The following is a 25,468-nucleotide window of genomic DNA, read 5'->3' on the forward strand; positions in this document are numbered from 1 at the left end:
GCGCACTCTGCCCAATCAGGATTCGGGTTTTCGTCATGCGGATCGCCTGCGGCGTTTCACAGGATATGATTTCTTTTCAGCAGATTGCCAAAAAACTGATATTCTGAACAGAGTTACACGGTAACACTGAGATCGCAATGAAATATCAACAACTGGAAAACCTCGAAAGCGGCTGGAAATGGAAGTACCTGGTCAAAAAGCACCGTGAAGGGGAGCTGATCACCTGCTACATCGAAGCCAGCGCGGCACAAGAAGCTGTGGATATGTTGCTGACCCTCGAAAACGAACCGGTACAGGTCAACGGCTGGATTGAGAAACACATTAATCCGGCCTTGTTAAACCGGATGAAGCAAACTATCCGTGCTCGTCGTAAACGGCATTTCAATGCCGAGCATCAGCACACCCGTAAGAAATCGATCGACCTGGAGTTCATGGTCTGGCAGCGTCTGGCCGGGCTTGCGCAGCGGCGCGGAAAAACCCTGTCGGAAACGGTGGTGCAGCTGATTGAAGATGCCGAGCACAAAGAGAAGTATGCCAGCCAGATGTCGACGCTGAAGAACGATCTACAGGCACTGTTAGGTAAAAAATAAGCTTTTTACTTTTCTTCAGATAATAAAAAACCCCGCATCGCGGGGTTTTTTTATAAGACGATAACTTATGCCGCAGGCTGAGTTACAACGTCTTTGATACCTTTAACTTCGATCTCTACGCGACGATCTGGTGCCAGGCAGTCGATCAGTGCAGCGCGTGGTTTCACGTTGTCACAGGTAGAACCGGTAACTGGGTTAGATTCGCCCATACCACGTGGGGAGATCTTGTTAGCTGGGATACCTTTAGATACCAGGTAATCAACTACAGACTGAGCACGTTTCTCAGACAGACCCTGGTTGTAAGCGTCAGAACCGATACGGTCGGTGAAGCCCAGAACCACTACAGAACCGTCTTTAGGATCCAGGTTGCTCAGCTGGGTGTACAGCTGATCCAGTGCCTGCTGACCTTCTGGTTTCAGGGTAGCTTTGTTGAAGTTGAACAGAACGTCAGACTTCAGAGTGAAGTGCTTGGTCTGTACTTCTGGAGCTGGAGCCGGAGCTGGAGCTACGACTGGCGCATCTTCCTGCTGACCGAAACGGTAAGAAACACCAACGCTCAGCATGCCGTTGTCTGGACGAACGCCAACGGTAGCACCGTCACCGATGTTGTTAACCCACTGGTATTCCAGACGGGTAGCGATGTCACGGGTCATTGCCCACTCAACGCCACCAGCGAATACTGGGGAAACACCAGTGTCGTGGTCGTCACCAGCGATGCTGTTGCTGGAGTCTGCACGCCATACCATGCCGCCCAGACGGGTGTACACGTCCAGATCGTCAGTCACTGGGTAACCCAGTTTAGCGGTCAGCTGTACGCCTTGAGCTTTGAAAGCGCCATTTACCTTGTCGCCTTTGTAAGGCATACGACCTAACCAGTCGTAACCCATTTCAAAGCCAACATACGGGTTAACCTGATAGCCACCGAACGCACCTGCACCCAGCTGGCTCTCGTGAGTAGGGCCATCGTTGTTCAGGCTGCTGTTGTACCAACCGGTGTCATGGAACTGAGACCAGCCCAGTTTACCACCTGCATACCAGGTATTATCTTTCGGAGCGGCCTGCGCTACGGTAGCGAAGCCAGCCAGTGCCACTGCAATCGCGATAGCTGTCTTTTTCATTTTTTGCGCCTCGTTATCATCCAAAATTTGCCATGAATATCTCCATCGGAGGAATCACGGTTAAATCCTTCACCGGGGGGCGTGGTCAAATATAAACCTACCGATATCTTCGGCTTAGGCCGAGCACCCCTGGCGATGTAAAGTCTACAACGTAGCTGAAAACTTACAAGTGTGAAGTCCGTCAGGCATATGAAAAAAAAAGTTCCGTATACCTAATATTTAACAATTTTTGAACGAATTTTGTGCAGTAAAATTAACGAGAACCGCGTCAGACAAGCCTTGCCGCAGTTTTGGCGCGTTGAACTTTTTTTGCATACTGCGGTCGAAAAAAATCCCAGGAAAACTCTTAAAATGACTCAATGGTACACATTTGAGTGAATTTTTAGCCCGGGATGTTGTCCTCTGCGATAGGAATCTCCACGAACCGGCCGCATGATGAAACCCATCGCGTTACCTTCTTCAGCCGCTTCAGTCAGACGCAAATGTTCCTCTTGCGACAGATCCTCCGGCAACCACCCAATCACGACGCTATAGTTCCCGGTACGTAATGCCCGGACCATCGACTCGACCGTATCGCAAGGGGAGAGTTGATTAATCTGCATCACCTTCGCTAACGGCAGGCCAGCCGACTGAACCCATTCACGACTTAATTTTTGCTGTGGCGTCAGCCAGAGCTGCCAGCGAGACTGTTGCCCGAGCTGCTGCAAAAGCGGCAGGAGTAAGAGTTGTGTTAACAGCGGCTGGTCTTCACGGTAAACCACTTCACTGATAAGCCCTGTCGATACACGCCCGATAGAATTCTGCGCAGCATTGCCTGCGGCAGAAGTGGAAGGTGTTAAGTGATTTGCATAGCCTGAAGTGTACATATTCATTCCAGCCCTGTAGTTACTGTATGGATGTACAGTAACCCCTGTGTGCATAAAGATCAACCTCATTTTCGGAAAGCGACTCGCAAATTTCATCCATTCCTGGTGAACCTGAAAAAATCATCTTGCCCAACGGCAATAAGTTGCCTATTTTCCTGCTAACGGATCCGTTAGTAAGAAATATCGTGTTTACTGTATGATTTTTAATGGAATTATCATGAAAAAGATATCTTATGATCGGATTTATCAATCTCAAGAATACCTCTCTCCGCTGGGCGAAATTCATCATCGCGCCCTGTTTGGCGGTTATACCCTGGCCGTGGATGAAGCGGTGTTCGCGATGGTGTCTGACGGCGAGCTGTACCTTCGCGCCTGTGAGCAAAGTGCAAAATACTGTGTAAAAAACGCCTCCTCTTTTCTGACCCTGATGAAACGAGGACGGCCAGTGCTGCTTAATTACTACCGTGTGGATGAAGGTCTGTGGCAAAACAGGGAAAAGCTGCTTCAGCTCTCCTCGTTTGCGCTCGATGCCGCCAGGAAAGAGCGCTACCAGCGCCATCAGCGTAATCGGCTTAAGGATCTGCCGAACCTGACCTTTCAGATTGAGGTCCTGCTTATGGAGGCGGGCATTACCAATGAAGAGACGCTACGACAGTTGGGGGCGAAGACGAGCTGGCTGAAAATGCGCTCTAAGAATAAAGCGCTGAGTATCCGGGTATTGTTCGCGCTTGAAGGCGCCATCGAAGGGTTACATGAAGCGGCACTCCCGGCGGATATTCGCCGGGAGCTTATGGAGTGGTTTAATGCGCTGCCTGAGTCGCAGGGCCATCATTCCGCCAGGTAGCGATCTTCTGTCGCAGCCGACAAATTTCCGGCAGCAAAGCGATAAGCAGGCCAATTTGCTGTAGGACCAGCGGAGCTTTGTTGTCGGTGCCAGGATCAAGGTGTGCGATACGTTGCACCAGTTCATCCAGTGCCTGGTGAACCCGTGGCTCATCCGCAGGTTGATGATGAAGCGCATCATCAACGTAGCAAACGGCGTCGTCCAGCAGCGCCAGGATGCCCGGATTTGTCAGTTTCTCACGGTGGGCGCCAAGGGTAGAGATATAGCTGGTGAACGTGTGGTTCAGACACAGCAGGCGGAAGGCTGTCTCCCGGATTTCTGCCGTGGCGCGCGGCTCAGTTGACATATTCGAGACAACGGAAGCCAGCTCTGCGTCCGTGTTATGCGCATCGCGACGGGCAATCCGATAGGCCAGACGGTTATCGCGACCCTGATGGTATTGCTCAAGAATAGCATCCAGATAGCGGCAGTTGGCGTTCATTGCTCTGTCGGACACGCGCGGTAAGTTACGAAAACGCCAGTCCGGCCAGATAAAGCTCACCGCCGCCCAGGCAATGGCGCAGCCGATTAGCGTGTCGATCACGCGGGGGAGGGCCACTTCAAAGCCTTCACCCAGCAGATTGAAGCAGAGCAGCACCAGCAGCGTGATGAACATCGTGGCGTGGGCGTACTGCACATTGCGGAAGGCGAAAAACAGTACACCGGTAATCACAATCAGGATCAGTTGCCCTTCTACGGATGGCACAAAGTAGAGCACCGGCAGCCCGATGGCGACCCCGACTAATGTCCCGACAATACGCAGCGCGAGCCGATGGCGGGTAGCGTTATAGTTCGGCTGGCAGACAAACAGGCTGGTCAGCAGGATCCAGTAACCGTGGTGCAATCCTGTTATCTGGATAAACGCGTAGCCGACGCACAGAACCAGCGACATCCTTACCGCATGGCGAAAGAGGGCGGATTCCGGCGTAAAATGACGGCTCAGGCGCAGCCACATATCGCTGAAACCGTTGAGACTGTCGTCGGCAAGCTGGTTGTCGGCGTCATTGCCCGGCATTGCCATCGCCTGTTCAGACTCAATGGTGGCGAGCTGAGCATCGATGGCTCTCAGGTTGTTGAGCAAGAATCCCAGGGCTTTGAACTGTTCCGGCGATGTCCCACTGGCCTGAACGCGATCGAGGGCCGCATCCAGATGACTGAATGCGCGTTCAAAGCGAGGATCGTGCTGATAGGGCGTGCGCAGCAGTATTGAGCGCGCAAGTTGCTGGCAGGCCTGAGACTGCATTGACAGCAGGCGCTGGAAACGGAACATCACGTCGCTGTAGCGGAATTTCTCGCGCAGGTCAGCGTACTGCACATGCGAGGAGCTGGCGCGCTCGTGAATATCCTGGGCGACAAAGTAGTAGTGCAGTGTGCGCCGGGTACCGCGCTGACCGCGATCGCCGCGCAGACGGGTGAGCAGAGACGCTTTGGTCTGATTTAGCGTGGCGACCAGCTGGCCATTTGCCAGCGCCAGATCGTACAGGGGCGCCTGGCTGTCCTCTTCAATATCCGGATCAAACAGCCGGGATTTCAGCTCCAGATAGTGGGCCAGCTGTTCGTAACTGCGGGCAATGTTGTCCTGTAAGGCACGAACCGGAAAAATAAGATGTCCGGTTAAGGTCAGCAGGTTATACCAGATAGCGCCCAACAGCAGCAGGACCGGCTGCTGATACCACTGATCGTAAAGAGAGACGCCCAGCATGGTGTAAATGGCAATCAGCAGGGCGCCAAACGCGATAGTGGCGTAGCGTTGCCCGAGGCCGCCGAGCAAAATGAAGCCGCTGGTGGACACCGTCAGCCCTAAGGCAAACAGCCAGGGCCAGGGGAAAAGCAGCTCAACGGAGGCGGAAGCAATAAAGAAGCAGACCAGCGTGATGACCAGATTACGCAAACGACCGGCCAGGCGGTCGTCGAGATCCGCCAGCGCACCGGCCACCACCCCAAGCGTGAGGGGGATGGTGAGCTTCACGTCATTTAGCCACCACGGCAGAGCGACGGTGCCGCAGAGGGCGATAAAGATCCTGACGTTATACAGCCAGTTACTGTTCCACGTATAGCGACGAAGCAGGGGGCTTAGCATGAGTGCGGCCAGTCCTTATTACTGAAAACGGCGACGGGCGTTGGCTTCACGCGCGGCTTGCGCGACTTCGACCGGGACAACACGGCGTCCTACCGGCCACAGGGCGATGGTAGCAATTTTGAAATTAGCGATGCCAACCGGAATGCCTATAATCGTGATGCACTGGGCGATACCAGCGAAGATATGCATCAGACACAACCACCAGCCAAAGAAGATCAGCCATAAAATATTCAGCAGCGTGCCGCCGGTATTCATCAGGGCATTTTTTCTTTCCGGCTCCAGCTCATCCACGTGTACGGCTTCATTTCCATAAGGAACGAGGGACAGTTTGGTGATTTCCCAGCAGGAGCGCGTCAGCGGAAGGGTGAAGATGAGCACGATGCTCACCAGAGTGGCAAAAAGCCAGGAAAGGGTGGTGGCAAAACCGCCAAGGACAAAATTCAACACATTCAGAACGGTACGCATAAACCCTCATTTCCTTCGATATGATTAACGCCCGGTGATTGTAACGTTTTTTTGGGCTGGAGCACCTTAAAACTGGCAGTTAAACTGTCTGACAAATTATGACCTCGTGGATCCGGCAGGATATGGAACTGAAAGCAACTTCAATGGGCAAACGCCTGGCGCAGCACCCTTACGACAAGGTTGTCCTTCTCAATGCGGGAGTGAAAGTCTCCGGGGAACGCCACGAATACCTTATTCCGTTTAATCAGCTACTGGCCATTCATTGTAAACGAGGGCTGGTATGGGGGGAGCTGGAGTTCGTCCTGCCGGCAGACAAAGTGGTGCGACTCCACGGGACCGAGTGGGCGGAAACCCAACGCTTCCACCATCATCTGAACACGCGCTGGCAGCAGTGGAGCCAGGAGATGAGCGTGATAGCCGCACAGGTGCTACAACAGGTGCTGGACGATATCGCGCTAAGCAATACGCAGCAGAAGTGGCTGACGCGCCAGCAAACCGCCGGGCTTCAGCAAAAAATCGCCCAGGCGCTGACGGCATTGCCTTTACCGGTGGCGCGGCTTGAGGAATTTGATAACTGCCGCGACGCGTGGCGGAAGTGCCAGGCCTGGCTGAGCGATATCGAGAAAAGCCGTCTGGCGCATAACCAGGCCTGGACTGAGGCGATGCTTACGCAATATGCCGACTTCTTCAGTACAGTGGAGTCATCGCCCCTCAATCCTGCCCAGGCGCGCGCCGTGGTGAATGGCGAACAGTCTTTATTGGTGCTGGCAGGTGCCGGGAGCGGCAAAACGTCGGTGCTGGTGGCGCGCGCGGGTTGGCTTCTGACAACGGGCGAGGCGGTTGCAGACCAGATTTTGCTGCTGGCCTTTGGTCGCAAGGCTGCGCAGGAGATGGATGAGCGCATTCAGGCGCGTTTGCATACCCAGGATATCTCGGCGCGCACGTTCCACTCCCTCGCTTTACACATCATTCAACAGGGCAGCAAAAAAGTTCCTGTTGTCAGCAAGCTGGAGAACGACGCTCAGGCTCGCCAGGCGCTGTTTATCGAGGCATGGCGTCAGCAGTGCAGTGAAAAAAAGGCGCAGGCGAAAGGCTGGCGTCAGTGGCTTGAAGAGGAACTCAGCTGGGAGGTGCCGGAGGGCAGCTTCTGGCAGGATGAAAAGCTGGCGCGCCGGCTGGGCTCTCGTCTCGACCGGTGGGTAAGCCTGATGCGCATGCACGGCGGCTCTCAGGCGGAGATGATAGAAAGCGCACCGGAGTCGATCCGCGCTGTGTTTTCTAAACGGGTTAAGCTGATGGCGCCGATGCTGAAAGCGTGGAAAACCGTGCTGAAAGACGAAAACGCGGTCGATTTTTCGGGGCTGATCCATCAGGCCATTATCATTCTGGAGAAAGGGCGCTTCGTCAGCCCGTGGAAACACATCCTGGTGGATGAGTTTCAGGATATCTCGCCGCAGCGCGCTGCGCTGCTTTCGGCGCTGCGGGCGCATAATAAACACACGTCGCTGTTTGCCGTGGGCGATGACTGGCAGGCTATCTACCGTTTCAGCGGGGCGCAACTATCCCTCACAACGGCCTTCCACCACTATTTTGGGGAAGGCGATCGCAGCGATCTGGACACCACCTACCGCTTCAACTCGCGGATTGGCGAAATAGCCAACCGTTTTATTCAGCAGAACCCGCACCAGCTGTCGAAACCGCTTAACAGCCTGACGTCGGGGGATAAAAAGGCCGTCACGCTGCTGGCGGACGATCAGCTGGAACCGCTGCTGGATAAACTGAGCGGCTATGCGAAACCGGATGAGCGTATTCTGGTGCTGGCGCGTTATCATCACCTCAAGCCGACGGCGCTAGAAAAAGCGGCGACGCGCTGGCCAAAACTTCAGCTCGATTTTATGACCATTCACGCCAGTAAAGGGCAGCAGGCCGACTACGTGATTGTGGTGGGGCTAAAAGAGGGGAGCGACGGTTTCCCTGCACCGGCGCGGGAATCCGTGATGGAAGAGGCGTTATTACCTGTTCCGGAAGATTTCCCGGATGCAGAGGAGCGGCGTTTACTGTACGTGGCGATAACCCGCGCGCGCCATCGCGTGTGGCTCTTGTTCAACAAAGAGGAGCCGTCGGTGTTTGTCGATATTTTGAAAAGTATTGACGTGCCGGTGGCGAGAAAGCCGTAACGCGCCGGGCAAATTCTGTAGGCCCGGTAAGCGCAGCGCCACCGGGCAAAAAACTACTTCAGTCTCTCCGCAAGATAACGCTGATAATCCGGGATCAAAATCTCCACCGGATCGTTAAACTGCGGCGATTCAATGATGAAATCTGCCGTTGAAAGATTGGTGGCTACCGGAATGTTCCACACCGTCGCCAGACGCAGCAGCGCTTTAACGTCCGGATCATGCGGAACCGCGTTCAGCGGATCCCAGAAGAAAATCAGAACGTCAATTTTACCTTCTGAAATCTGAGCACCTACCTGCTGGTCACCCCCCATCGGGCCGCTCAGCATGGCATTCACTTCCAGACCGGTTTCGCGGTGGATCAGGTTGCCGGTTGTTCCCGTGGCAGAAAGGGCATGATGCTGTAAAAGAGGCTGATGGCGACGAACCCAGTTAAGCAGCATTTGTTTACAGTGATCGTGCGCAACCAGAGCAATGTGCTTGCGCGCCGGAAGTGTGCGTGTTGTCAGTTCCATAATCTTATCCGTGAGGTTACCTCGTTACACGATGACGGGAACTGGCTGATGCTGCAAGAGAAAGGACGAAAAAATGTGGCTTACGACGAAGGTTGTTGCTTCGCCCATTGCAGAAAACGGGCGCGCGTGTCCGGATCGGCATTCTGGAACCAGAACTTGAGGCGTTGCTCAGTAAGGGTCTGCGACTGAGGGGGGAGTACATCCAGCTCCGATACGCCCGAAAGCAGGGTACTGTCATCCGCCATCATGGTGGCGAACTGGGGCAGCGAGGCGCGCCTGCTGGCCCAGTTGTAGGTCTCGGTGTCCGCTTCATAGTCTGTTCCCTTTGACCTTTTTGTCAGCGCCAGAATATCCAGTTTTACCGGGATGGGCATGGAGTCCCCGTCCACCAGTTCAATGCGCGGCGAGGCATCAAATGCCAGTGACTCCTTTTCTGTCTCAAGGCGCGGGAGACGAAAATTGACCTGGCTGATAAGGTGGGTATTAAAGCTGACCACCAGCGGAGGCGAAATGTACACCTGCTGTTCGTTGTCGGCGAGGCGAATGGTCTTTTCCACCCGAAAAACCACCTGGTGCGGGCCGTTATCCAGCTCGATACTGTCTGCACCCCGCAGCAGGGAGCTGGAGACTTTTTTCCCGTCCAGCACCAGCAGGTCAATGTCGGTTGAGAGTCTGAGAGTGGTTGCGAAAACACAAACCGGCATGATTAACGCAACCATAGCCCAGGCAATGCCGGTTTTCATAGCAGACTCCTGTAGACAAACTACCCGGTAAGAATGTATCAAAAGTTTTCGACAAACACGTTTACTAACATATAGACATATTCTGCCGTTTTGCCCTCATACTTCTGTATGGGATGCGTGGTTGAGATGTCCGCTTTGACGTACACTTTGAAAAAAGCCAGGAGGAAGAGCATGAAAGAGAACGACATTGTCGAGATTCTGACGTCCACGCGCACTATCGCGCTGGTCGGCGCGAGCGATAAACCGGATCGCCCAAGCTATCGGGTCATGAAATACCTTCTGGATCAGGGTTATCACGTGATCCCGGTCTCGCCGAAGGTGGCGGGGAAAACGCTGCTGGGCCAGCAGGGCTATGCGACGCTCGCGGACGTGCCGGAAAAGGTGGATATGGTGGACGTTTTTCGTAATTCAGAGGCGGCCTGGGGCGTGGCGCAGGAGGCAATTGCCATTGGCGCGAAAACGCTGTGGATGCAGCTGGGCGTGATTAATGAGCAGGCGGCCGTGCTGGCGCGCGATGCCGGGCTGAAGGTGGTGATGGATCGCTGTCCGGCAATCGATATTCCCCGTCTGGGGCTGGCAAAATAAAAAAAGCCCGTTTGACGGGCTTTTTTACACCTTTAGTTGCGCAGTCTTGGTGCCTGTAACTGTTTGCGGATGGTCTGAGCAAGCTCGTCCATAGTGGGTTGTTCCGGATGCTCATCCTGTAGTTCACCACTCAGCTGCGCTTCGGCAAGATAGGTATGGACAGGCTGACCATCGTCGCCCTCCATAACCACATGATACCAGGGCGCGGCGCGAAGCTCTGCGTCAACGGCCAGATCGTCTGCTGACGGTTCATCAAGGGAATACTCCGGGTCGATATCCACGACCACACCCAAATATCCAAGCAAGGTGTGGCGGACCTGCTGGCCGATACCGAATTTGCTGGCAATCATAGTCACCTCCCGGGAAACATTACATACACACTATGTGCGGGCAATATTTCTCTTTTCAAGTTACATGACGCGACAGGCAAACCCTTTCAGATACAGCCCTTCCGGGTAGGTAGCGATCACCGGGTGATCGGCGGCCTGACGGAACTGCTCTATAAATTGTACATCACGACCCGCATCTATTGCGGCATCGGCGATGATTTTTTGGAATAAATCTGTCGTCATCAGGCCAGAGCAGGAGAACGTCAGCAGCACGCCGCCCGGGTTCAGCAGCTGGATCGCCAGCATGTTGATGTCTTTATAGCCACGGCAGGCGCCCATCAGCTGGCTTTTGTTTTCAACAAACTTCGGCGGGTCCATCACGATTACGTCAAATTTCTCGCCCTGGTCGCGGTATTTACGCAGCAGTTTGAATACGTCGTCGCGCACAAACTCCGCTTTGCTCAGATCCAGCTTATTCAGCTCAACGTTCTGCTTCGCCACGTCCAGCGCTTCCTGTGAGGTGTCGACGCTCACCACCTGAGCACAGCCGCCCATCAGGGCAGAGACCGCAAAGCCGCCGGTATAAGAGAAGCAGTTCAGCACGCGTTTATCGGCAACGTACTGGCGCGTTGCCAGACGGCTGTCACGCTGGTCGAGGTAATAACCGGTCTTATGGCCGCCCTGGATATCCACCAGCAGCTTCATGCCATGTTCTTCGATAGGCAGCAGGGCAGGCGGCAGTTCGCCGGTGACCGGGCCTTGCGTCAGCTCCATGCCCTCTTTTTTACGTACCGCCACGTCGCTGCGGTCGTAAATGGCACATTCCGGGAACAGGGTTTGCAAGGCGCTAATCAGCGCGGCACGCTGGTATTCCGCCCCGGCGCTCAGCAGCTGCAACACCAGGAAATTGCCGAAGCGGTCAATGGTCACGCCCGGCAGCCCGTCGGACTCTCCGGCAATCAGACGATAGCTGTCCAGCCCGTCACGCTTTGCCAGCCACTCGCGCCACTGCTGCGCCTGTTGCAGACGACGGACAAAGAAGTCTATATCGATGGTTTCTTCTTTATCGAACGTCCAGACGCGCGCGCGGATCTGAGATGCTGGCGAGTATGCGCCGCGTGCTAACCATTTCCCCTGATGGTCAACAATATCGATGGTTTCACCGAGGCTGGCTTTACCTTCCATGCGAGCAACCGCGCCGGAAAAGACCCAGGGATGACGGCGCAGTAATGACTTCTCGCGCCCTTTGGCTAACACTAAACGTACACTCATAATTTGCTATTCTGTCGATTCCAATGAAATGGCCGCCATTTTCCCGACTTCAGTGAGGAAATGCAACGCGCCAGTCGGATAAGGAGAAGGATGATGTCAAATGTTTGCACCATTGCCTGGGTTCATGGCCTTGTACAGGGCGTCGGATTCCGCTACAGCACCCAGCGCGAAGCCCTTCAGCTCGGGCTGACAGGGTATGCGCGTAACATGGATGATGGCAGCGTGGAGGTTGTGGCCTGCGGTGAGGCGGATCGGGTTGAGAAGCTGGTGGCGTGGCTGAAAGCGGGCGGACCGCGCAGCGCGCGGGTTGATAAGGTGCTAACGGAACCGCATCAACCCGACCGGGAATACGCTGACTTCAGTATTCGCTATTAAATGCATTTTACCGGCTTTGGCAGGCCGGCGATTTTTGTCGCCTGTTTAGCCGGGCCTTTCGGAAACAGGCGATACAGATAACGGCTGTTGCCTTTCTCTTCGCCAAATTTATTCGCCATGGCTTTGACCAGCATGCGGATAGCCGGCGAGGTGTTGAATTCAAGGTAAAATTCTCGCACGAAGCGCACCACTTCCCAGTGTTCCGGGGAGAGAGTAATTCCTTCGTTTTCCGCAATTTTCTCCGCCAGCGCTTCGCTCCACTGGCTGCTCTCTTTCAGATAACCGTCGTTATCGGTTTCGATCTCTTTGCCTTCAAAACTCAACATATTCATTCACACGTTAGTCAAAAACCGCCTAAGTCTACCAAAAAAACAAAGCCCCGCATAAGCGGGGCCCTGTTCACAGCACGGTGAGTTAATCGCGGCTGGCGAAGCCCAGGATGCTCAGCAGGCTGACAAAAATGTTGTACAGCGACACATACAGGCTCACAGTGGCGCGGATATAGTTCGTCTCACCGCCGTGAATGATGTTGCTGGTTTCATACAGGATTGCGCCGGATGAAATCAGGATAAACACCGCGCTGATTGCCAGATGCAGCGCAGGCAATTGCAGGAAGATGTTCGCCAGCATACCGACCAGCACAATCACGATACCTGCCATCAGCATACCGCCAAGGAAGGACATGTCCTTACGGGTGGTCAGCACGTAGGCCGAGCAGCAGAAGAACACCAGCGCGGTACCGCCCAGCGCCATACCAATCACGTCGCCCATTCCGGCAGACAGATAGGCATTCAGGATTGGCCCCAGAATGTAGCCCAGGAAGCCGGTAAAGGCGAACGCGGAGAGAATACCCACCGGTTTATCCGCGGTTTTGTAGGTCAGGAACATCAGACCGTACATACCTACCAGCGTGAGGATCAGGCCCGGAGAAGGCAGCATCAGTACGGTGCTGGCCGTCGCGGTGATCGCCGAAAACGCCAGCGTCAGGCTGAGCATGAAATAGGTATTGCGCAGCACCTTATGGGTGCTGAGTAGCGATGTGCGGTCGCGTGAAGAAGTAATTATACGATCCATGAGTCACTCTCTTATGACAGATGTAATTAGCGCAAAGAATAGGAAACGGCGCGGCAGAGGCAAAGTGGTTTTACCCATCTTTACTCAGCCCCTTAGGGATTATGCTGGTTTTTTATTCTGGCAAAGCCTTTGTACTCAGAATGAAGTGCGGTTTGTAGGGCGTATTCAGATCAACCTCTTATAGGTCACTGAAAAATATTGCGTTATTTCCCTAAGGCCGCTAAGAGTTATTTCCGGATCGTCATAAAAACAGACAATAAGGCGAAGGAAATGAAACCACAAACACGCACGCACTTTACACTCTCTTTGTTAACCGCAGGGATCCTGTGCGCCAGCACGGCAACCTGGGCGGCTAACGTGCCGGCAGGAACCCAGCTGGCAGATAAGCAGGAACTGGTCAGGAACAACGGCAGTGAACCCGCCTCGCTCGACCCGCATAAAGTCGAAAGCGATGTCGAATTCAATATTATCAGCGATTTATTCGACGGGCTGGTCAGCGTCTCTCCGGCAGGTGAAATCCAGCCGCGCCTGGCGGAGAAATGGGAAAATAAAGACAACACCGTCTGGACGTTCCATCTGCGTCCGGGCATTACCTGGAGCGATGGAACCCCCATCACCGCGGAAGATATTGTCTGGAGCTGGCAGCGGCTGGTCGACCCGAAAACCGCCTCTCCGTATGCCAGCTATCCCGGTAGTATGCGTATCGTCAACGGCACTGATATCGCAGAAGGCAAAAAAGCGCCCGAGTCGCTGGGGGTGAAAGCCATCAATGACACCACGCTGGAAGTTACGCTCACGCAACCTAACGCCGCTTTCCTGGCGATGCTGGCTCACCCGTCTCTGGTGCCAATTGATAAAGTCCTGGTAGGCCGTTTCGGTGATAAGTGGACCAAACCGGAGCACTTCGTCAGCAGCGGGGCCTATAAACTGTCACAGTGGGTGGTTAACGAACGCATTGTGGCGGTGCGTAACCCGAAATATTGGGATAACGAACATACCGTCATCAAGAAGGTGACCTATCTGCCCATTTCCTCTGAAGCTGCTGACGTCAACCGCTACAAAGCGGGCGAAATCGACATTGTCTACACGGTGCCGATCAACCAGTTTGCTCAGCTGAAGAAAACGCTGGGGAGCGAGCTGGACGTTTCACCGCAGCTTGCCACCTATTATTATCAGTTCAACACTACCCGGCCGCCGTTCAACGACGCCCGCGTGCGCAAGGCGCTGAACCTGGCGCTGGATAAAGACATCATCGCCGATAAAGTATTAGGGCAGGGTCAGCGCCCGGCATGGCTGATCAGCCAGCCGAATATTGGCGGCGTCAAGCTTCAGAACCCGGATTACGCCAGCTGGCCGATGGATAAACGCATTACCGAGGCGAAAAAGCTGCTGGCCGAAGCCGGATTTAACGACAGCCATCCGCTCAGCTTTAATCTTCTCTATAACACTTCGGAATCGCACCAGCGTATTGCCATTGCCGCCAGCTCAATGTGGAAGAAGAACCTCGGCGTGGAGGCGAAGCTGCAAAATCAGGAGTGGAAAACCATGCTTGATACCATGCACACCCATAACTTTGACGCGGTACGCTACGCCTGGATTGCCGATTACGACGATGCGGCAACCTTCCTGAACAACTTCCGTACCGGGGACAGCCAAAACACCACTCAGTACAGCAATCCGGACTACGATCGGGCACTGGTGAACGCGGCGAAATCGAAAACGGCGGAGGAGCGCGGTAAATTCTACCAGCAGGCAGAAGATCTGCTGGGACGCGATGTCCCGGCGATCCCGGTCTATCATTACGTGCGCACGCACCTGGTGAAACCGTGGGTAGGGGGCTTCACGCCAGACAAGCTCGGGTATTACTACACCAAAGATATGTACATCAAAAAGCACTAACGATCCGCGGTGGATATTATGCTGCCAAAACGGCCAATCTGTCGTCTATTCAACCGATTAAACGCATTTTGGCTATTTTTAAAGCGAACGAATGCGCGCACTCTTTACAGCGCGCGGTGAGGTGTTTATAGTTCGCTTCACTTAGGAAGCGTGGCCGAGCGGTTGAAGGCACCGGTCTTGAAAACCGGCGACCCGAAAGGGTTCTAGAGTTCGAATCTCTACGCTTCCGCCAAATTCGAAACCCCTGCGATAGCAATATCGCAGGGGTTTTTGGTTTTGCGCCAGTCTTCCGTCATGCCACCATGTTGTAGCTTATCGTGATCCCGGCGTCGGCCTTGCAGACCTGAGCTTTTACGCACCAGGTGTCCTCGATGTTTGCCGGCGTCAGAACCGCTTCGGGCGCGCCCGTGGCGGCGATCTGCCCGGCCTTCAGGAGGATCAGACGCTGGCAATAATTGGCCGCAAGATTGAGATCGTGCAGTGCAACCACCACCGTAAGCGGCAGCTGTGAAACGAGCCGCATCAGCTCCAGCTGGTGCTGAATGTCCAGGTGGTTTGTCGGTTCATCGAGCAACAGCACCTGCGGCTGCTGGGCCAGCGCGCGGGCTATCTGGCTTCGCTGGCGTTCTCCGCCAGACAAAGAGTGCCATCGCCGCTGGCGTAAGCGGCATAACTGCATCAGGCCAATCGCCTGCTCAACCGCAGCCTCATCGTCGCGCGAGGTTTTCTGGAATGTTTTCCGGTAGGGCGTACGCCCCAGTCTGACAATGTCCTCAACGGTCAGTTCTCCGTCGACCTCAGCATGTTGCGGGACAAACGCCATGTGCTGCGCGCGTTTTTTCAGCGGCATCATGCCTAGCGTTGTGCCATTAAGCGCCACGCGTTCACTGAGTCGTGGAAACAGCCCGGCGAGACAGCGCAGCAGCGTCGACTTGCCCGAGCCGTTTGGCCCTAACAGGCCGATAATCTGCCCGGATGGCAGGTCGAGATCGATATCCTTAAGCACCGTCTGCGCTTGTCGGGTTACGGTTAACCCGGCCACAGTAATATTCATGGATGCTCCTTTCGGTTTTGATAAAGCAACGCCACAAAGACGGGGGCGCCCACCAGCGCAGTCACCACCCCGATGGGCAGAACCTGGTGCACAATCAGCGTGCGTGAGACGATATCGGCGAGGATCATAAAGTGGGCGCCGATAAGAAACGTCAGCGGGATAGATAGACGATGGCCCGGCCCACATAGCATGCGCGTTACATGGGGAATGACCAGCCCGACAAACCCCACTGCGCCCGTGGCGCTCACCAGCGTTGCGGTAACAATGGCACAGGTCAGCAATAAGACAATACGCACGGCGGTAACCGGGATCCCCAGCGTGGTGGAGACCTCATCCCCGAAGGTGAAGGTGTCCAGCGCCCGTGAAAAGAGCAATACCACCAGTAAACCCGCAAGCGTAACGGCCAGCGCCAGCAGCGCGTCAGGCCAGTGCACGCCGCTCAGACTTCCCAGCAGCCAGAACATGACGCTACGGGACTGCTCGGCATTGGCGGACGTACTGACGACGTACGCGGTCATGGCGTTGAAGAGCTGGGTGCCCGCAATGCCAGCCAGCAAAATGCGCGACGGGCTTTCACTCATCCCGTTCGTAATCACCATGATGAGCGCAAAGGCGGCGCACGAGCCGACAAACGCACCGCTGCTTACGCCAATCACGCTCCCCCCGATGCCGAGAAGCATCACGCAGACGGCCCCCAGCGATGCGCCCGCGGAAATCCCCAGCAGATAAGGCTCAGCCAGAGGGTTACGCAGGATCGACTGTAACACCAGCCCGCACAACGCCAGGCCGCCGCCGTTGCACGCGGCCATTACTGCCCGGCTCATGCGATATTGCCAGACGATACCTTCCTCCGTTTGCGGCAAAGCATAAGAGGTCAAACCCAGTCCGTTGAGGATCGCTTTCCCGGTACTGGCATACGACACCGGCATATCACCGATACTGGCGGCAAAGACCAGCATCAGCGGCAGCGCCATGGCACCTGCTGCCAGTAAACCCTGCTGGCGGCGGTCAAAAGCGAAATGACTCATTGTTCATCCTGGAAAGAAGCCAGCCGATCGCTGATAAGCTCAACCGCATCGACGTTACGCAATGAAGGGTTTAACGACATCGCTGGCACCACGATGATGTGGTTGTTCCTGACCGCAGGCATGTTCTTTGTCACCGGGTCACTGCGCAAGAACGCTTTTTTTACCTCAACGTCATCGGCAGGGTAGAGCCTGCGGGACATCCCGGCGATAACAATCACGTCCGGCTGCGAGCGGGCTATATGTTCCCACGTTACAGCGGGCCATTCGTCGTGAGAGTCAATAATGTTCTTCAACCCCAGCGTGCGGCTGATCCAGCCAGGCGCGCCGTAATTCCCGGCCACCCAGGGATCGCCATTCAGACGGCTGCTGGAGAACCAGAATACAACGCTAAGCGGTTTCGCGGAGGCGCGCGCCTGGGCCTTTTTAATACGCTCCGCCAGCGCACGATTGAGCTGCTCACCTCGCGCGGAAACATCAAAAATCGTCGCCAGATCTGTCACTTCCCGTGTAATTTCCGCCAGTGAAAACGGCGCGCTACGTGCTCCGTCTGCGTTTGAGGTTTCCGTTACCGTTTTATCCGTGCAGTCGGCAGGGGAGATCCACGTATTAATCCCCAGCGACGCAAACTGCTCACGGGTTCCCACTTCTCCCTGCGGACCAATGTGCCAGTGATACTGTGCGAGAACGAGTTCAGGTTTCTGTCCTACCACGGCCTCAAAGGAGGGGGAATTATCCGCAAGCCGGGGGAGGTTTTTCCCGGCATCCTCCAGCGTGGGTGGGAGCTTGCCGAACCAGACTGACGTCGCGGCGATCGTTTTCTCCAGCCCCAGTGCGAGCAGTAATTCTGTTTCATGCTGACCCACGGTCACGACGCGCTGAGGAGCCTGCGTAAAGGTCTGCTTAACGCAGCAATTTTCAATCGTGAGGGGCCAGGTGGTTGCGGCGAAAGTGGCAGGCGCCATGAAGAGCAGTGAAGCCAGAAATAACCCATTTTTAAGTAACATAGAACGCAATCCAAAATTGTTATGTTATAACATAATACATATATTGTGACTGAGAGCAACACGCTCACCGTCGCTTGTTGCAGAAACGAAAGGCTGGACTATTCTCAACATACCCACCTGGCATTCGCGGGTTGCCTGAAAAATAACAAGATTTCTGACCTGGGGTAGTAAGGATGAAAAAGATCCTGCTCGCGTTTGCGTTCTGTTTTGCCGCCCTGAGCGCCTTCTCGTCGTATGCCGCAGAGCCCCGCCAGGCGCCTACGGAGCAGGAGCGCGCCCGAACGGTCTACATCTTCCATCAGCCCATCGTCATGCTCCAGGCGAAATTTGGCCTGACCACGCCGGAAGAACGCGTTTTACGCATCCGCAACACCCTGCGCAATTTTACCGAGGCGGATGTGCGTGAGCCGCTCAGCATCGTCCCCGTGACCCGCTATAACCAGCAGGGACGGCTAATAGTGATGAACGGGAAACCTGTGATGCTGCTGACGGAAGGGGATTTGGACGAAGGGGACGATCTTACCCTCGATCAGGCCGCACAGCGCGTGCTGGCGCGCATGGAAGCGCAAAGGATGGCGCTGCGCGATCAATACGATACCGGCTGGCTGGCGCTGTCGACGGTAAAAACAGCCGCTGGCCTGCTGGCGCTGTTGCTGCTCTGCTACGGCGCGTGGCGATCCTGGCGCTGGTTCCGGCGCGTCTACCGTCGGCGTATTGTGGAGAATCGCAGCCGGGTGCCGCAAAGCTGGCGGCGGTACATTGGCGCAATTGAGATTCGGCTTTACGCCTTGCTGATGTTCCTGCTGGGGTTGATCGGCTTTTACGTCTGGCTGAGCTGGGCATTCAGTCTGTTTCCGTGGACGCGGGTGTGGGGCACGTCGCTGGGAGACTGGACGCTTCGCGTGGTGCAGCAAATCGCCCTGGCGATTGTCTCGGCCTTGCCGGGGCTGACGATTGTGCTGATCATTTTCCTCATTACCGCATTTATTCTGAAGCTTCTCAGGATGGTGCTCAATCAGGTGGAGGCTGGTCGTCTGCAACTTCCCGGCGTACATCCGGAAACCGTGGGGGCTACCCGTAAGCTCATTTCCGTTGCCGTCTGGCTATTTGCTCTCTCCGCCGCCTGGCCGTTTCTTCCCGGTGCGAACTCGCTGGCGTTTAAAGGTATTAGCGTCTTCTTTGGCCTGATGTTAACGCTGGGCTCGGCAGGGGTGATGAACCATGCCATGAGCGGTCTGGTCCTGATTTACTCCCGCGCTCTGCGCAAAGGCGATGTCATTCGGGTGGCGGATAACGAAGGCAAGGTCAGTGAAATTGGCATGCTGGCGACCAAAATTATTACCCGGGAAAATTATGTCGTTACCGTGCCCAACGCGGTGGTGGTGAGCGGTAAGATCACCAATCTGAGCGCGCTACAGCCCGATGGCAGCCTCAATCTGACGGTCAGCGTCACGATCGGTTATGACACCCCATGGCGTCAGGTGCATGCCATGCTGGAGCTGGCCGCGAAACGGGCAAAAGGGATTGACCTTTCCGAGCCGCCGCTGGTACGCCAGTTAGGGTTAATGGACTGGTATATCGCTTACGAATTGCAGGTCCGTCTGCTGCCCGAACAGTCCCTCGCGGTTGCCCGCAATGAACTGCATAGCCAGATACAGGATGTGTTTAACGAATTTAACGTGCAGATCATGTCCCCGAATTTTGTTATGCAGCCAGAGGGCAGCGTAATGGTTGCCAAAGAGAACTGGTATACCGCGCCAGCCAAACCCCCTCAGGGCGAAACGTGACGGCCCGGTTTTTCCGTGGCAAGGCAAAATGTCACAGCTTTTAATCGACGATCGCCGATTTTACACGGGTCATCGCCAGAATGTTTTTTGAGCGCATATTTAATTTCTCGAGGATCCTCACGCGGTAGGTGCTGGTCGTTTTTTGTGACAATTGCAGCTTTTTCGCGATCTCATGGTTTTCCAAATGAAACAGCTTCAGCACGTCATATTCGCGTCGCGTAAAGGAGTGTGTTCTGAGCGCCCGGTAAAAGCGCATCAGCTGCTGAAAAGGGTGAGCAGTAAAATGCATCGACGAATAGATAATATTATCGATTCTCACTGCGCGGTTGGCTTCTATCTCATGCATCAGGACAATGTAATCACGCTTAACTTTTTTGACCTGCCGAATGGTTTTATTGCGTAACTTATCCTGTTCAATCGCAATGATAAAATCCATCGCCTGATCGACCCCATCAAGATCGTGAATATCCGCGTCATCGCGAATCAAATGGGTTGATGTCAGGGAGCTTGATACACCCTGGCAAAGGTAGTAGTTATCACTGATAAATAAAAAATTCATAATCGTCGTTAAATAAAGTCATGGCTAATCTCTTATCGCAGTGATCCACGGTTAATGGGTGTTGTACGAAAAAGAGTCTAAATGACCACCTGCGAATCTAATAAACGTTATGAATGTAAAAATAAATGTTTACATTTTAGCCAGCCGATGACGAAGAAATCAGCGGGGCGGAAGGGGAGGACGGAAGACGTGTAATGTTATGCAATTTCGTGCTTTACATCATGCTCAGAGATGTTTATAGTGCGCCTCACTTTGGAAGCGTGGCCGAGCGGTTGAAGGCACCGGTCTTGAAAACCGGCGACCCGAAAGGGTTCTAGAGTTCGAATCTCTACGCTTCCGCCAAATTCGAAAACCCTGCGATAGCAATATCGCAGGGTTTTTTCGTTATTCCAGCCCCAGCGTATACTGCGCGATTTTGAAGTAGATAATCAGCCCGGTCCCGTCGATTAGCGTGGCGATAAACGGTGCGGAGACCACCGCTGGATCGATTTTGCAGCGTTTCAGTACCATCGGGATCACCGACGAGACGATGGCGCTCCACAGCGTAATGCAGACCAGCGTCAGGCTGACGATGAGCGTGATTTCCATCCCAATACCCATCATCCAGGCGCGAACGCAGCCCGCCAGACCCAGCGTGGCGGCAATCATTAACGAGGTGCTGATCTCTTTGCGCAGCACGCGACCCACATCGCGAAGGTGGACTTCACCCAGCGCCATGGCGCGCACCAGCGTCGAGGTGATCTGCGTCCCGCTGTTTCCGCCGGTGCCAATCAGCAGCGGAATAAAGAACGCCAGCGCGATGGCAGATTCCAGCGCCTCTTCAAAATGCTGGATCACCGAACTGGTATACGCTTCCGCAACAAACAGCAGCAGCAGCCAGACGGAGCGTTTCTTCCACAGGCTGAAGGCGCTGGTTTCCAGATAGGGCTTCTCCAGCGGCAGCGTCGCCCCCTGAAGCTGGGCATCTTCAGTAACGTCATCTTCCAGCAGATGGGCGATTTCACGCTCGGTAAGGCAGCCCACCAGCTTGCCGTGGGTCACCACCGGCACTACATCCGCACCCGCGTGCGCCAGCAGCCCGGCGACATCCGCCCGCTCATCTTCCGGTTTGAGCTGAATAAAATCCGATATCATCAACCCCTTAACAGGCTGCACGGTGTCCGTGGCCTGCAATAATTTGCGTACGGCGATTAAACCCGCGAGGCGACCGTTATCTTCGATAAAAATATGCGACGGAATATCATCATCTTTTAATTTTTCAAAGAACTGCTCGCGTGCCAGAGCTACGCATAATGAAATATCGATAACGATAAAATCGGTATTCATATATTGCGCGATGGCGCTGTCATTAAAAGCCAGGTTTTGGTTGTGAATAGCGTAAGACATAGTAAATTCCCTTTGAATAATAAAATCTCTCAGGGGCGAGCAAGACAGGGCATGTCGGAAAGGAGATCCCCACGTCCTGGGTTCAGCACTGTACACCGTATCCCACAAGGGAAGTTATACTGACAAAGCCTTGATTCGACAGTGCCTGTTTTACCCTGTGCCGGTTCTCTCGAACCCACCAGAGCGATAACGTGTATTTGTACAGGAGCCTCGCCATAACGAGATCGTTGTAAAACGAGAGGGATAATACGCCTGTTTAAATTTAGTGCTCAGAAAATTAAATAATGTTTAAGAACGGTTTAGGTAAATCTTATTAATAAAATGTTGAGGGTTTATTTAAGGTTATTCATTTTAAATGGACAATTAAATTATTAGCGGGGGAAGGGAAAATGGCATGGGTTGATAACCTGCTGAATCATTTTGCGCTGTATCCGGCACATCTGTTTGTGCTGTTATTCGTGATGGCGCTGAGCAAATCGACGGTGCTGATCTCCTCCGTGCTGCCGCCTGCGTCGGTGATGCTGCTGGCGGGTATTACCGTCAGCCAGGGGAGCATGCATCCTGCGCTGACGTGGCTCGCCGTAGTGATGGGGGCAACGGCAGGTTCGATGCTGAATTACCATATCGGCCAACTGATGGGGCATACCCGGATGGTCACGCGCTTCACCTCAAAGCATGCCAATAAGTTCCTGCGGGTCCAGCATCAGCTGCAAAAGAACGGGGTCATCGTGCTTTTTACGTCGCGCTTCCTGGCGGTGTTGCGTTACATCGTTCCGCTGGCGGCCGGGATGCTCAGGCTGAACGCCGTCAAGGTCTACGCCGTCAGCCTGCTTTCCGCCTGTGCGTGGGCGGCGCTGTATGTCGGCGCGGTCACCGGCATCAGCGCCTTTTGAATTACAGGCTCCCCATTCCGCCGTCCACCAGCAGTTCCGTTCCCACCGTGTAGCTCGACTCGTCGGAGGCCAGATAGAGTGCGGCTTTTGCCAGCTCGGTCGTCGAGCCCATTCTGCCCAGCGGCACCAGCTTAATGACCTCTGCCATCATCGCGTTAAGCGCCTCGTCGCTTAAGCCCGTTTTCGTAAACGCCGGGGTTTCCACCGGACCGGGACTCAGACCGTTGACGCGGATCCCGCGCGGCAGCAGCTCCGCCGACAGTGTACGCGCCAGCGACAGCAGGGCGGCCTTGCTCGCGGCATACGCGCTGCTGGTGGGCAGGCCGATGCGCGCGCTCACGGAGCCGCAGAGGATCACCGAGGATGGGTTATTCAGCAGCGGCAGCAGCGCCTGAATTAAAAAGAACGGTCCCTTCAGGTTGATGTTCATCAGACGGTCCCAGGCCTCTTCCTGCCAGACTTCCAGCGGCGCGTGCGTTACGTCACCGGCGTTGAGAAAGACCGCATCCAGGCGTGGCCAGCGGGCGGTGAGGGACTCCGCCAGCGCTTTTTGCGACGAAATATCGCCTGCGTCGGTTGGGATCACCCAGGCCTTATCGCCCAGAATGCGCTCTGCTTCGGCGAGGGTATCCGGGTTGCGTCCGGTCACGGCGACGCGCGCCCCTTCGGCGATAAACGCCTGCGCGGTGGCGAGACCGATACCGCTGGTGCCGCCGGTAATCAACGTATACTTATCGGTTAAACGACCCATGTTCTTCTCCTGAAATGTCTCTGGAGAAAGCACTATAGAAACGTTAGTATCGAAAGGAAACCAGGTACCAACTGGATACTAACGAGGCAAGAGGTGTGAAATGGCAGAGCTGCTGGAAGCGTGCTGCGAAAAAAAATCTGAGGCGTATACCTGCCCGATGACGCAGTTTGTGAATCTGATTTCCGGTAAGTGGGCGATCCCCATTCTCTATCGCCTGATTGTGTTCAATACGCCCGTTCGCTTTGGCGATCTGCTGCGTGCCGCTGCCCCCATCACCCAGAAAGAGCTGACGAAGCAGCTGCGCCTGTTTGAGCAGCGCGGTCTGGTGACGCGAACGGTCTACCCGGAGATCCCGCCGCGCGTGGAGTATCAGATCACCGAGCTGGGGCTAACCCTTCAGGACGCACTCTCGCCGCTGGCCGCCTGGATGAGCGAATACGGTGACCAGCTTCAGCGTTAGGCTACTGTTTTACGTAGCGCGGATCCCCGCTTTATCGGTGAGATAGGCCACCAGAATATCGACTGCGACCCCGTAGCGCGCGTCGCGAACAATCAGCAGCGACCACCAGTCGCCGATAATATCCAGCGAACGGGCGACGGGGCAGGTGCTCTCTTCAAGGCGGGTACGTTTCACAGCGAATTCTCCGGTGGGGTATGGTTTTTTTATAAAACTCATCGGCACACGCCGTAAGCACGTTAATCATCAGTTTGAGAAATGCTTCCCGAAAAACCTGTCACGGATCTGTCACACTCAGGGCGACATTAAAAACGTGTGAGGAATTAGGGATGAGAAAAGCACTACTCGCAGTTGCCGTGGCATGTACCCTTTCCGTGACCTTTGGCGCACAGGCGCAGGACACGCCGGACGGCTATCAGCTGGAACAGGTGCTCATCATGAGCCGCCACAACCTGCGCGCGCCGCTTGCCAATAACGGCAGCGTGCTGGAGCAGTCCACGCCGAAGCAGTGGCCGGAGTGGGACGTCCCGGGTGGACAGCTCACCACCAAAGGTGGCGTACTGGAAGTGTATATGGGTCACTATATGCGCGAGTGGCTGGCAGAGCAGGGGATGGTGAAGACGGGTGAATGCCCGCCAGCGGATACCGTCTATGCCTACGCCAACAGCCTCCAGCGCACCGTGGCGACCGCACAGTTCTTTATCACCGGCGCGTTCCCCGGGTGCGATGTTCCTGTGCATCACCAGGAAAAAATGGGCACCATGGACCCCACCTTCAATCCGGTCATTACCGATAACTCCCCTGAGTTTCGCGAGAAAGCGCTGAAAGCGATGGAGACGGAACGGCAGAAAATGCAGCTGGATGAAAGCTACAAACTGCTGGAACAGCTGACAAACTACAGCGACTCGCCGTCCTGCAAGGAGAAAAAAGTCTGCTCCCTGACGGAGGCGAAAGATACGTTCAGCGCCGATTATGAAAAAGAACCGGGCGTCTCCGGGCCGCTGAAGGTGGGTAACTCGCTGGTGGATGCGTTCACGCTACAGTATTACGAAGGCTTCCCGACAGACCAGGTGGCCTGGGGGGAAATCAAAACCGATCAGCAGTGGCGCGTGCTGTCGAAGCTGAAAAACGGCTATCAGGACTCGCTGTTTACGTCGACGGAGGTGGCGCAGAACGTGGCTAAACCGCTGGTGAAGTACATTGATAAAGCGCTGGTGACCGACCAGGCAAAAGCGCCAAAAATCACCCTGCTGGTGGGGCACGACTCTAACATCGCCTCGCTGCTGACCGCGCTGGACTTCAGGCCTTATCAGCTGCACGACCAGCAGGAAAGAACCCCGATTGGCGGTAAAATTGTCTTCCAGCGCTGGCATGACAAAAACACTAATCAGGAGCTGATGAAAATTGAGTATGTCTACCAGAGTTCAGAGCAACTGCGTAACGCCAGCGTACTGTCGCTGCAATCCCCTGCGCAGCGCGTGACGCTGGAGCTGAAGGGCTGTCCGGTGGATGGCAACGGCTTCTGTCCTGTCGATAAATTCAATGCGGTGATGAACAACGCGGCGAAATAGAAGATAACCC

The 25,468-nt window shown here is 54.9% G+C and carries 26 protein-coding genes, 2 tRNA genes, 1 pseudogene and 1 riboswitch; of the genes and pseudogenes, 12 read left to right on the forward strand and 17 right to left on the reverse strand.

Annotated features, from left to right (window positions below):
- The first annotated feature begins 137 nt into the window (after positions 1–137).
- Entirely contained in the window at positions 138–590 is a 453-nt protein-coding gene (matP, locus tag KTH07_RS05340) for a macrodomain Ter protein MatP (protein WP_006809347.1), read from the forward strand.
- A 65-nt stretch (positions 591–655) separates the two neighbouring features.
- Here matP and ompA read toward each other — a convergent pair whose 3' ends face one another.
- Complete coding sequence (ompA, locus tag KTH07_RS05345) at positions 656–1,708, reverse strand: porin OmpA (RefSeq protein ID WP_017384806.1); 1,053 nt, start codon at positions 1,706–1,708, stop codon at positions 656–658.
- A 356-nt stretch (positions 1,709–2,064) separates the two neighbouring features.
- Positions 2,065–2,574, reverse strand: a complete 510-nt coding sequence (gene sulA / locus KTH07_RS05350; protein ID WP_026094322.1) for an SOS-induced cell division inhibitor SulA — start codon at positions 2,572–2,574, stop codon at positions 2,065–2,067.
- 217 nt (positions 2,575–2,791) lie between these two features.
- Between sulA and KTH07_RS05355 the strand changes: the two genes are divergently transcribed.
- Positions 2,792–3,418: a TfoX/Sxy family DNA transformation protein gene (locus KTH07_RS05355; RefSeq protein WP_017384804.1), complete on the forward strand. Its 627-nt coding sequence runs from the start codon at positions 2,792–2,794 to the stop codon at positions 3,416–3,418.
- On the opposite strand, the gene yccS is transcribed toward KTH07_RS05355, so the two are convergent.
- Positions 3,375–5,537, reverse strand: a complete 2,163-nt coding sequence (gene yccS / locus KTH07_RS05360) for a YccS family putative transporter (protein ID WP_015570895.1) — start codon at positions 5,535–5,537, stop codon at positions 3,375–3,377. The genes KTH07_RS05355 and yccS overlap by 44 nt on opposite strands.
- Before the next feature lie 18 nt (positions 5,538–5,555).
- The gene (locus KTH07_RS05365; RefSeq protein ID WP_003858149.1) at positions 5,556–6,002 is read right to left on the reverse strand and encodes a YccF domain-containing protein; all 447 of its coding nucleotides are present in this window, start codon (positions 6,000–6,002) and stop codon (positions 5,556–5,558) included.
- 122 nt (positions 6,003–6,124) lie between these two features.
- Here KTH07_RS05365 and helD point away from each other — a divergent pair, with 122 nt between their 5' ends.
- Positions 6,125–8,179 (forward strand): DNA helicase IV, encoded by a 2,055-nt coding sequence (gene helD, locus KTH07_RS05370; RefSeq protein ID WP_032619959.1) that lies wholly within the window; start codon positions 6,125–6,127, stop codon positions 8,177–8,179.
- Between the two features lie 53 nt (positions 8,180–8,232).
- On the opposite strand, the gene mgsA is transcribed toward helD, so the two are convergent.
- A complete protein-coding gene (gene mgsA / locus KTH07_RS05375) occupies positions 8,233–8,691 on the reverse strand; it encodes a methylglyoxal synthase (RefSeq protein WP_003858146.1) in 459 nt (152 codons plus the stop codon).
- Between the two features lie 80 nt (positions 8,692–8,771).
- A complete protein-coding gene (locus KTH07_RS05380) occupies positions 8,772–9,434 on the reverse strand; it encodes a DUF2057 family protein (protein ID WP_075606867.1) in 663 nt (220 codons plus the stop codon).
- A 171-nt stretch (positions 9,435–9,605) separates the two neighbouring features.
- Here KTH07_RS05380 and KTH07_RS05385 point away from each other — a divergent pair, with 171 nt between their 5' ends.
- Complete coding sequence (locus tag KTH07_RS05385) at positions 9,606–10,019, forward strand: CoA-binding protein (protein WP_006809337.1); 414 nt, start codon at positions 9,606–9,608, stop codon at positions 10,017–10,019.
- Positions 10,020–10,051: 32 nt separating this feature from the next.
- Here KTH07_RS05385 and hspQ read toward each other — a convergent pair whose 3' ends face one another.
- On the reverse strand, positions 10,052–10,369 hold the full coding sequence (gene hspQ / locus KTH07_RS05390; RefSeq protein WP_003858136.1) for a heat shock protein HspQ: 318 nt from the start codon (positions 10,367–10,369) through the stop codon (positions 10,052–10,054).
- Between the two features lie 60 nt (positions 10,370–10,429).
- The gene (gene rlmI, locus KTH07_RS05395; protein WP_015570890.1) at positions 10,430–11,620 is read right to left on the reverse strand and encodes a 23S rRNA (cytosine(1962)-C(5))-methyltransferase RlmI; all 1,191 of its coding nucleotides are present in this window, start codon (positions 11,618–11,620) and stop codon (positions 10,430–10,432) included.
- Between the two features lie 93 nt (positions 11,621–11,713).
- On the opposite strand from rlmI, the gene yccX reads away from it, so the two are divergent.
- Positions 11,714–11,995 carry an acylphosphatase gene (yccX, locus tag KTH07_RS05400; protein ID WP_017693676.1) on the forward strand — a complete coding sequence of 94 codons (282 nt, stop codon included), beginning with the start codon at positions 11,714–11,716 and terminating at the stop codon, positions 11,993–11,995.
- On the opposite strand, the gene tusE is transcribed toward yccX, so the two are convergent.
- Together tusE and yccA are read right to left on the reverse strand one after the other, a co-directional pair.
- Positions 11,992–12,321, reverse strand: a complete 330-nt coding sequence (gene tusE / locus KTH07_RS05405; protein ID WP_003858129.1) for a sulfurtransferase TusE — start codon at positions 12,319–12,321, stop codon at positions 11,992–11,994. The genes yccX and tusE overlap by 4 nt on opposite strands.
- 88 nt (positions 12,322–12,409) lie before the next feature.
- Complete coding sequence (gene yccA / locus KTH07_RS05410; RefSeq protein WP_003858127.1) at positions 12,410–13,069, reverse strand: FtsH protease modulator YccA; 660 nt, start codon at positions 13,067–13,069, stop codon at positions 12,410–12,412.
- Positions 13,070–13,339: 270 nt separating this feature from the next.
- Between yccA and KTH07_RS05415 the strand changes: the two genes are divergently transcribed.
- Positions 13,340–14,968, forward strand: coding sequence for an ABC transporter substrate-binding protein (locus KTH07_RS05415; protein ID WP_017384786.1), 1,629 nt, complete (start codon positions 13,340–13,342; stop codon positions 14,966–14,968).
- Positions 14,969–15,112: 144 nt separating this feature from the next.
- Positions 15,113–15,200: transfer RNA gene (locus KTH07_RS05420), tRNA-Ser, on the forward strand.
- Positions 15,201–15,260: 60 nt separating this feature from the next.
- Here KTH07_RS05420 and KTH07_RS05425 read toward each other — a convergent pair.
- From KTH07_RS05425 to KTH07_RS05435, 3 genes are read right to left on the reverse strand one after another with little or no spacing between them, the layout of a single operon-like run.
- The gene (locus tag KTH07_RS05425) at positions 15,261–16,022 is read right to left on the reverse strand and encodes an ABC transporter ATP-binding protein (protein WP_015570887.1); all 762 of its coding nucleotides are present in this window, start codon (positions 16,020–16,022) and stop codon (positions 15,261–15,263) included.
- A complete protein-coding gene (locus KTH07_RS05430; protein ID WP_063161983.1) occupies positions 16,019–17,050 on the reverse strand; it encodes an iron ABC transporter permease in 1,032 nt (343 codons plus the stop codon). Before KTH07_RS05430 ends, KTH07_RS05425 begins: the two co-directional genes overlap by 4 nt.
- The gene (locus tag KTH07_RS05435; RefSeq protein ID WP_063161984.1) at positions 17,047–18,054 is read right to left on the reverse strand and encodes an ABC transporter substrate-binding protein; all 1,008 of its coding nucleotides are present in this window, start codon (positions 18,052–18,054) and stop codon (positions 17,047–17,049) included. The genes KTH07_RS05430 and KTH07_RS05435 overlap by 4 nt, the downstream gene beginning before the upstream one ends.
- Before the next feature lie 173 nt (positions 18,055–18,227).
- On the opposite strand from KTH07_RS05435, the gene KTH07_RS05440 reads away from it, so the two are divergent.
- Complete coding sequence (locus KTH07_RS05440) at positions 18,228–19,841, forward strand: mechanosensitive ion channel family protein (RefSeq protein ID WP_017384783.1); 1,614 nt, start codon at positions 18,228–18,230, stop codon at positions 19,839–19,841.
- A gap of 40 nt (positions 19,842–19,881) precedes the next feature.
- On the opposite strand, the gene KTH07_RS05445 is transcribed toward KTH07_RS05440, so the two are convergent.
- Positions 19,882–20,400: a LuxR C-terminal-related transcriptional regulator gene (locus tag KTH07_RS05445; RefSeq protein WP_023303404.1), complete on the reverse strand. Its 519-nt coding sequence runs from the start codon at positions 20,398–20,400 to the stop codon at positions 19,882–19,884.
- Between the two features lie 254 nt (positions 20,401–20,654).
- On the opposite strand from KTH07_RS05445, the gene KTH07_RS05450 reads away from it, so the two are divergent.
- Positions 20,655–20,742 (forward strand) — tRNA-Ser (locus KTH07_RS05450).
- Between the two features lie 42 nt (positions 20,743–20,784).
- Here the strand turns inward: KTH07_RS05450 and KTH07_RS05455 are convergent.
- Complete coding sequence (locus tag KTH07_RS05455) at positions 20,785–21,786, reverse strand: magnesium transporter (protein WP_015570882.1); 1,002 nt, start codon at positions 21,784–21,786, stop codon at positions 20,785–20,787.
- A 60-nt stretch (positions 21,787–21,846) separates the two neighbouring features.
- Positions 21,847–22,016, reverse strand: a riboswitch (M-box (ykoK) riboswitch).
- Between the two features lie 159 nt (positions 22,017–22,175).
- Here KTH07_RS05455 and KTH07_RS05460 point away from each other — a divergent pair.
- Entirely contained in the window at positions 22,176–22,679 is a 504-nt protein-coding gene (locus tag KTH07_RS05460) for a DedA family protein (protein WP_017384781.1), read from the forward strand.
- A 1-nt stretch (position 22,680) separates the two neighbouring features.
- Here the strand turns inward: KTH07_RS05460 and KTH07_RS05465 are convergent, their stop codons facing one another.
- Entirely contained in the window at positions 22,681–23,430 is a 750-nt protein-coding gene (locus tag KTH07_RS05465; RefSeq protein WP_017384780.1) for an SDR family oxidoreductase, read from the reverse strand.
- Positions 23,431–23,530: 100 nt separating this feature from the next.
- On the opposite strand from KTH07_RS05465, the gene KTH07_RS05470 reads away from it, so the two are divergent.
- On the forward strand, positions 23,531–23,890 hold the full coding sequence (locus KTH07_RS05470) for a helix-turn-helix domain-containing protein (RefSeq protein ID WP_017384779.1): 360 nt from the start codon (positions 23,531–23,533) through the stop codon (positions 23,888–23,890).
- A 66-nt stretch (positions 23,891–23,956) separates the two neighbouring features.
- On the opposite strand, the pseudogene KTH07_RS05475 reads toward KTH07_RS05470, so the two are convergent.
- A pseudogene (locus KTH07_RS05475) lies at positions 23,957–24,064 on the reverse strand (winged helix-turn-helix transcriptional regulator); the annotation flags it as partial.
- Positions 24,065–24,216: 152 nt separating this feature from the next.
- On the opposite strand from KTH07_RS05475, the gene agp reads away from it, so the two are divergent.
- Positions 24,217–25,458 carry a bifunctional glucose-1-phosphatase/inositol phosphatase gene (gene agp / locus KTH07_RS05480; RefSeq protein ID WP_017384778.1) on the forward strand — a complete coding sequence of 414 codons (1,242 nt, stop codon included), beginning with the start codon at positions 24,217–24,219 and terminating at the stop codon, positions 25,456–25,458.
- The last annotated feature ends 10 nt before the right edge of the window (positions 25,459–25,468 follow it).

This window comes from Enterobacter cloacae complex sp. ECL72, assembly GCF_019056635.1.
Classification (GTDB): Bacteria; Pseudomonadota; Gammaproteobacteria; order Enterobacterales; family Enterobacteriaceae; genus Enterobacter; species Enterobacter hormaechei_C.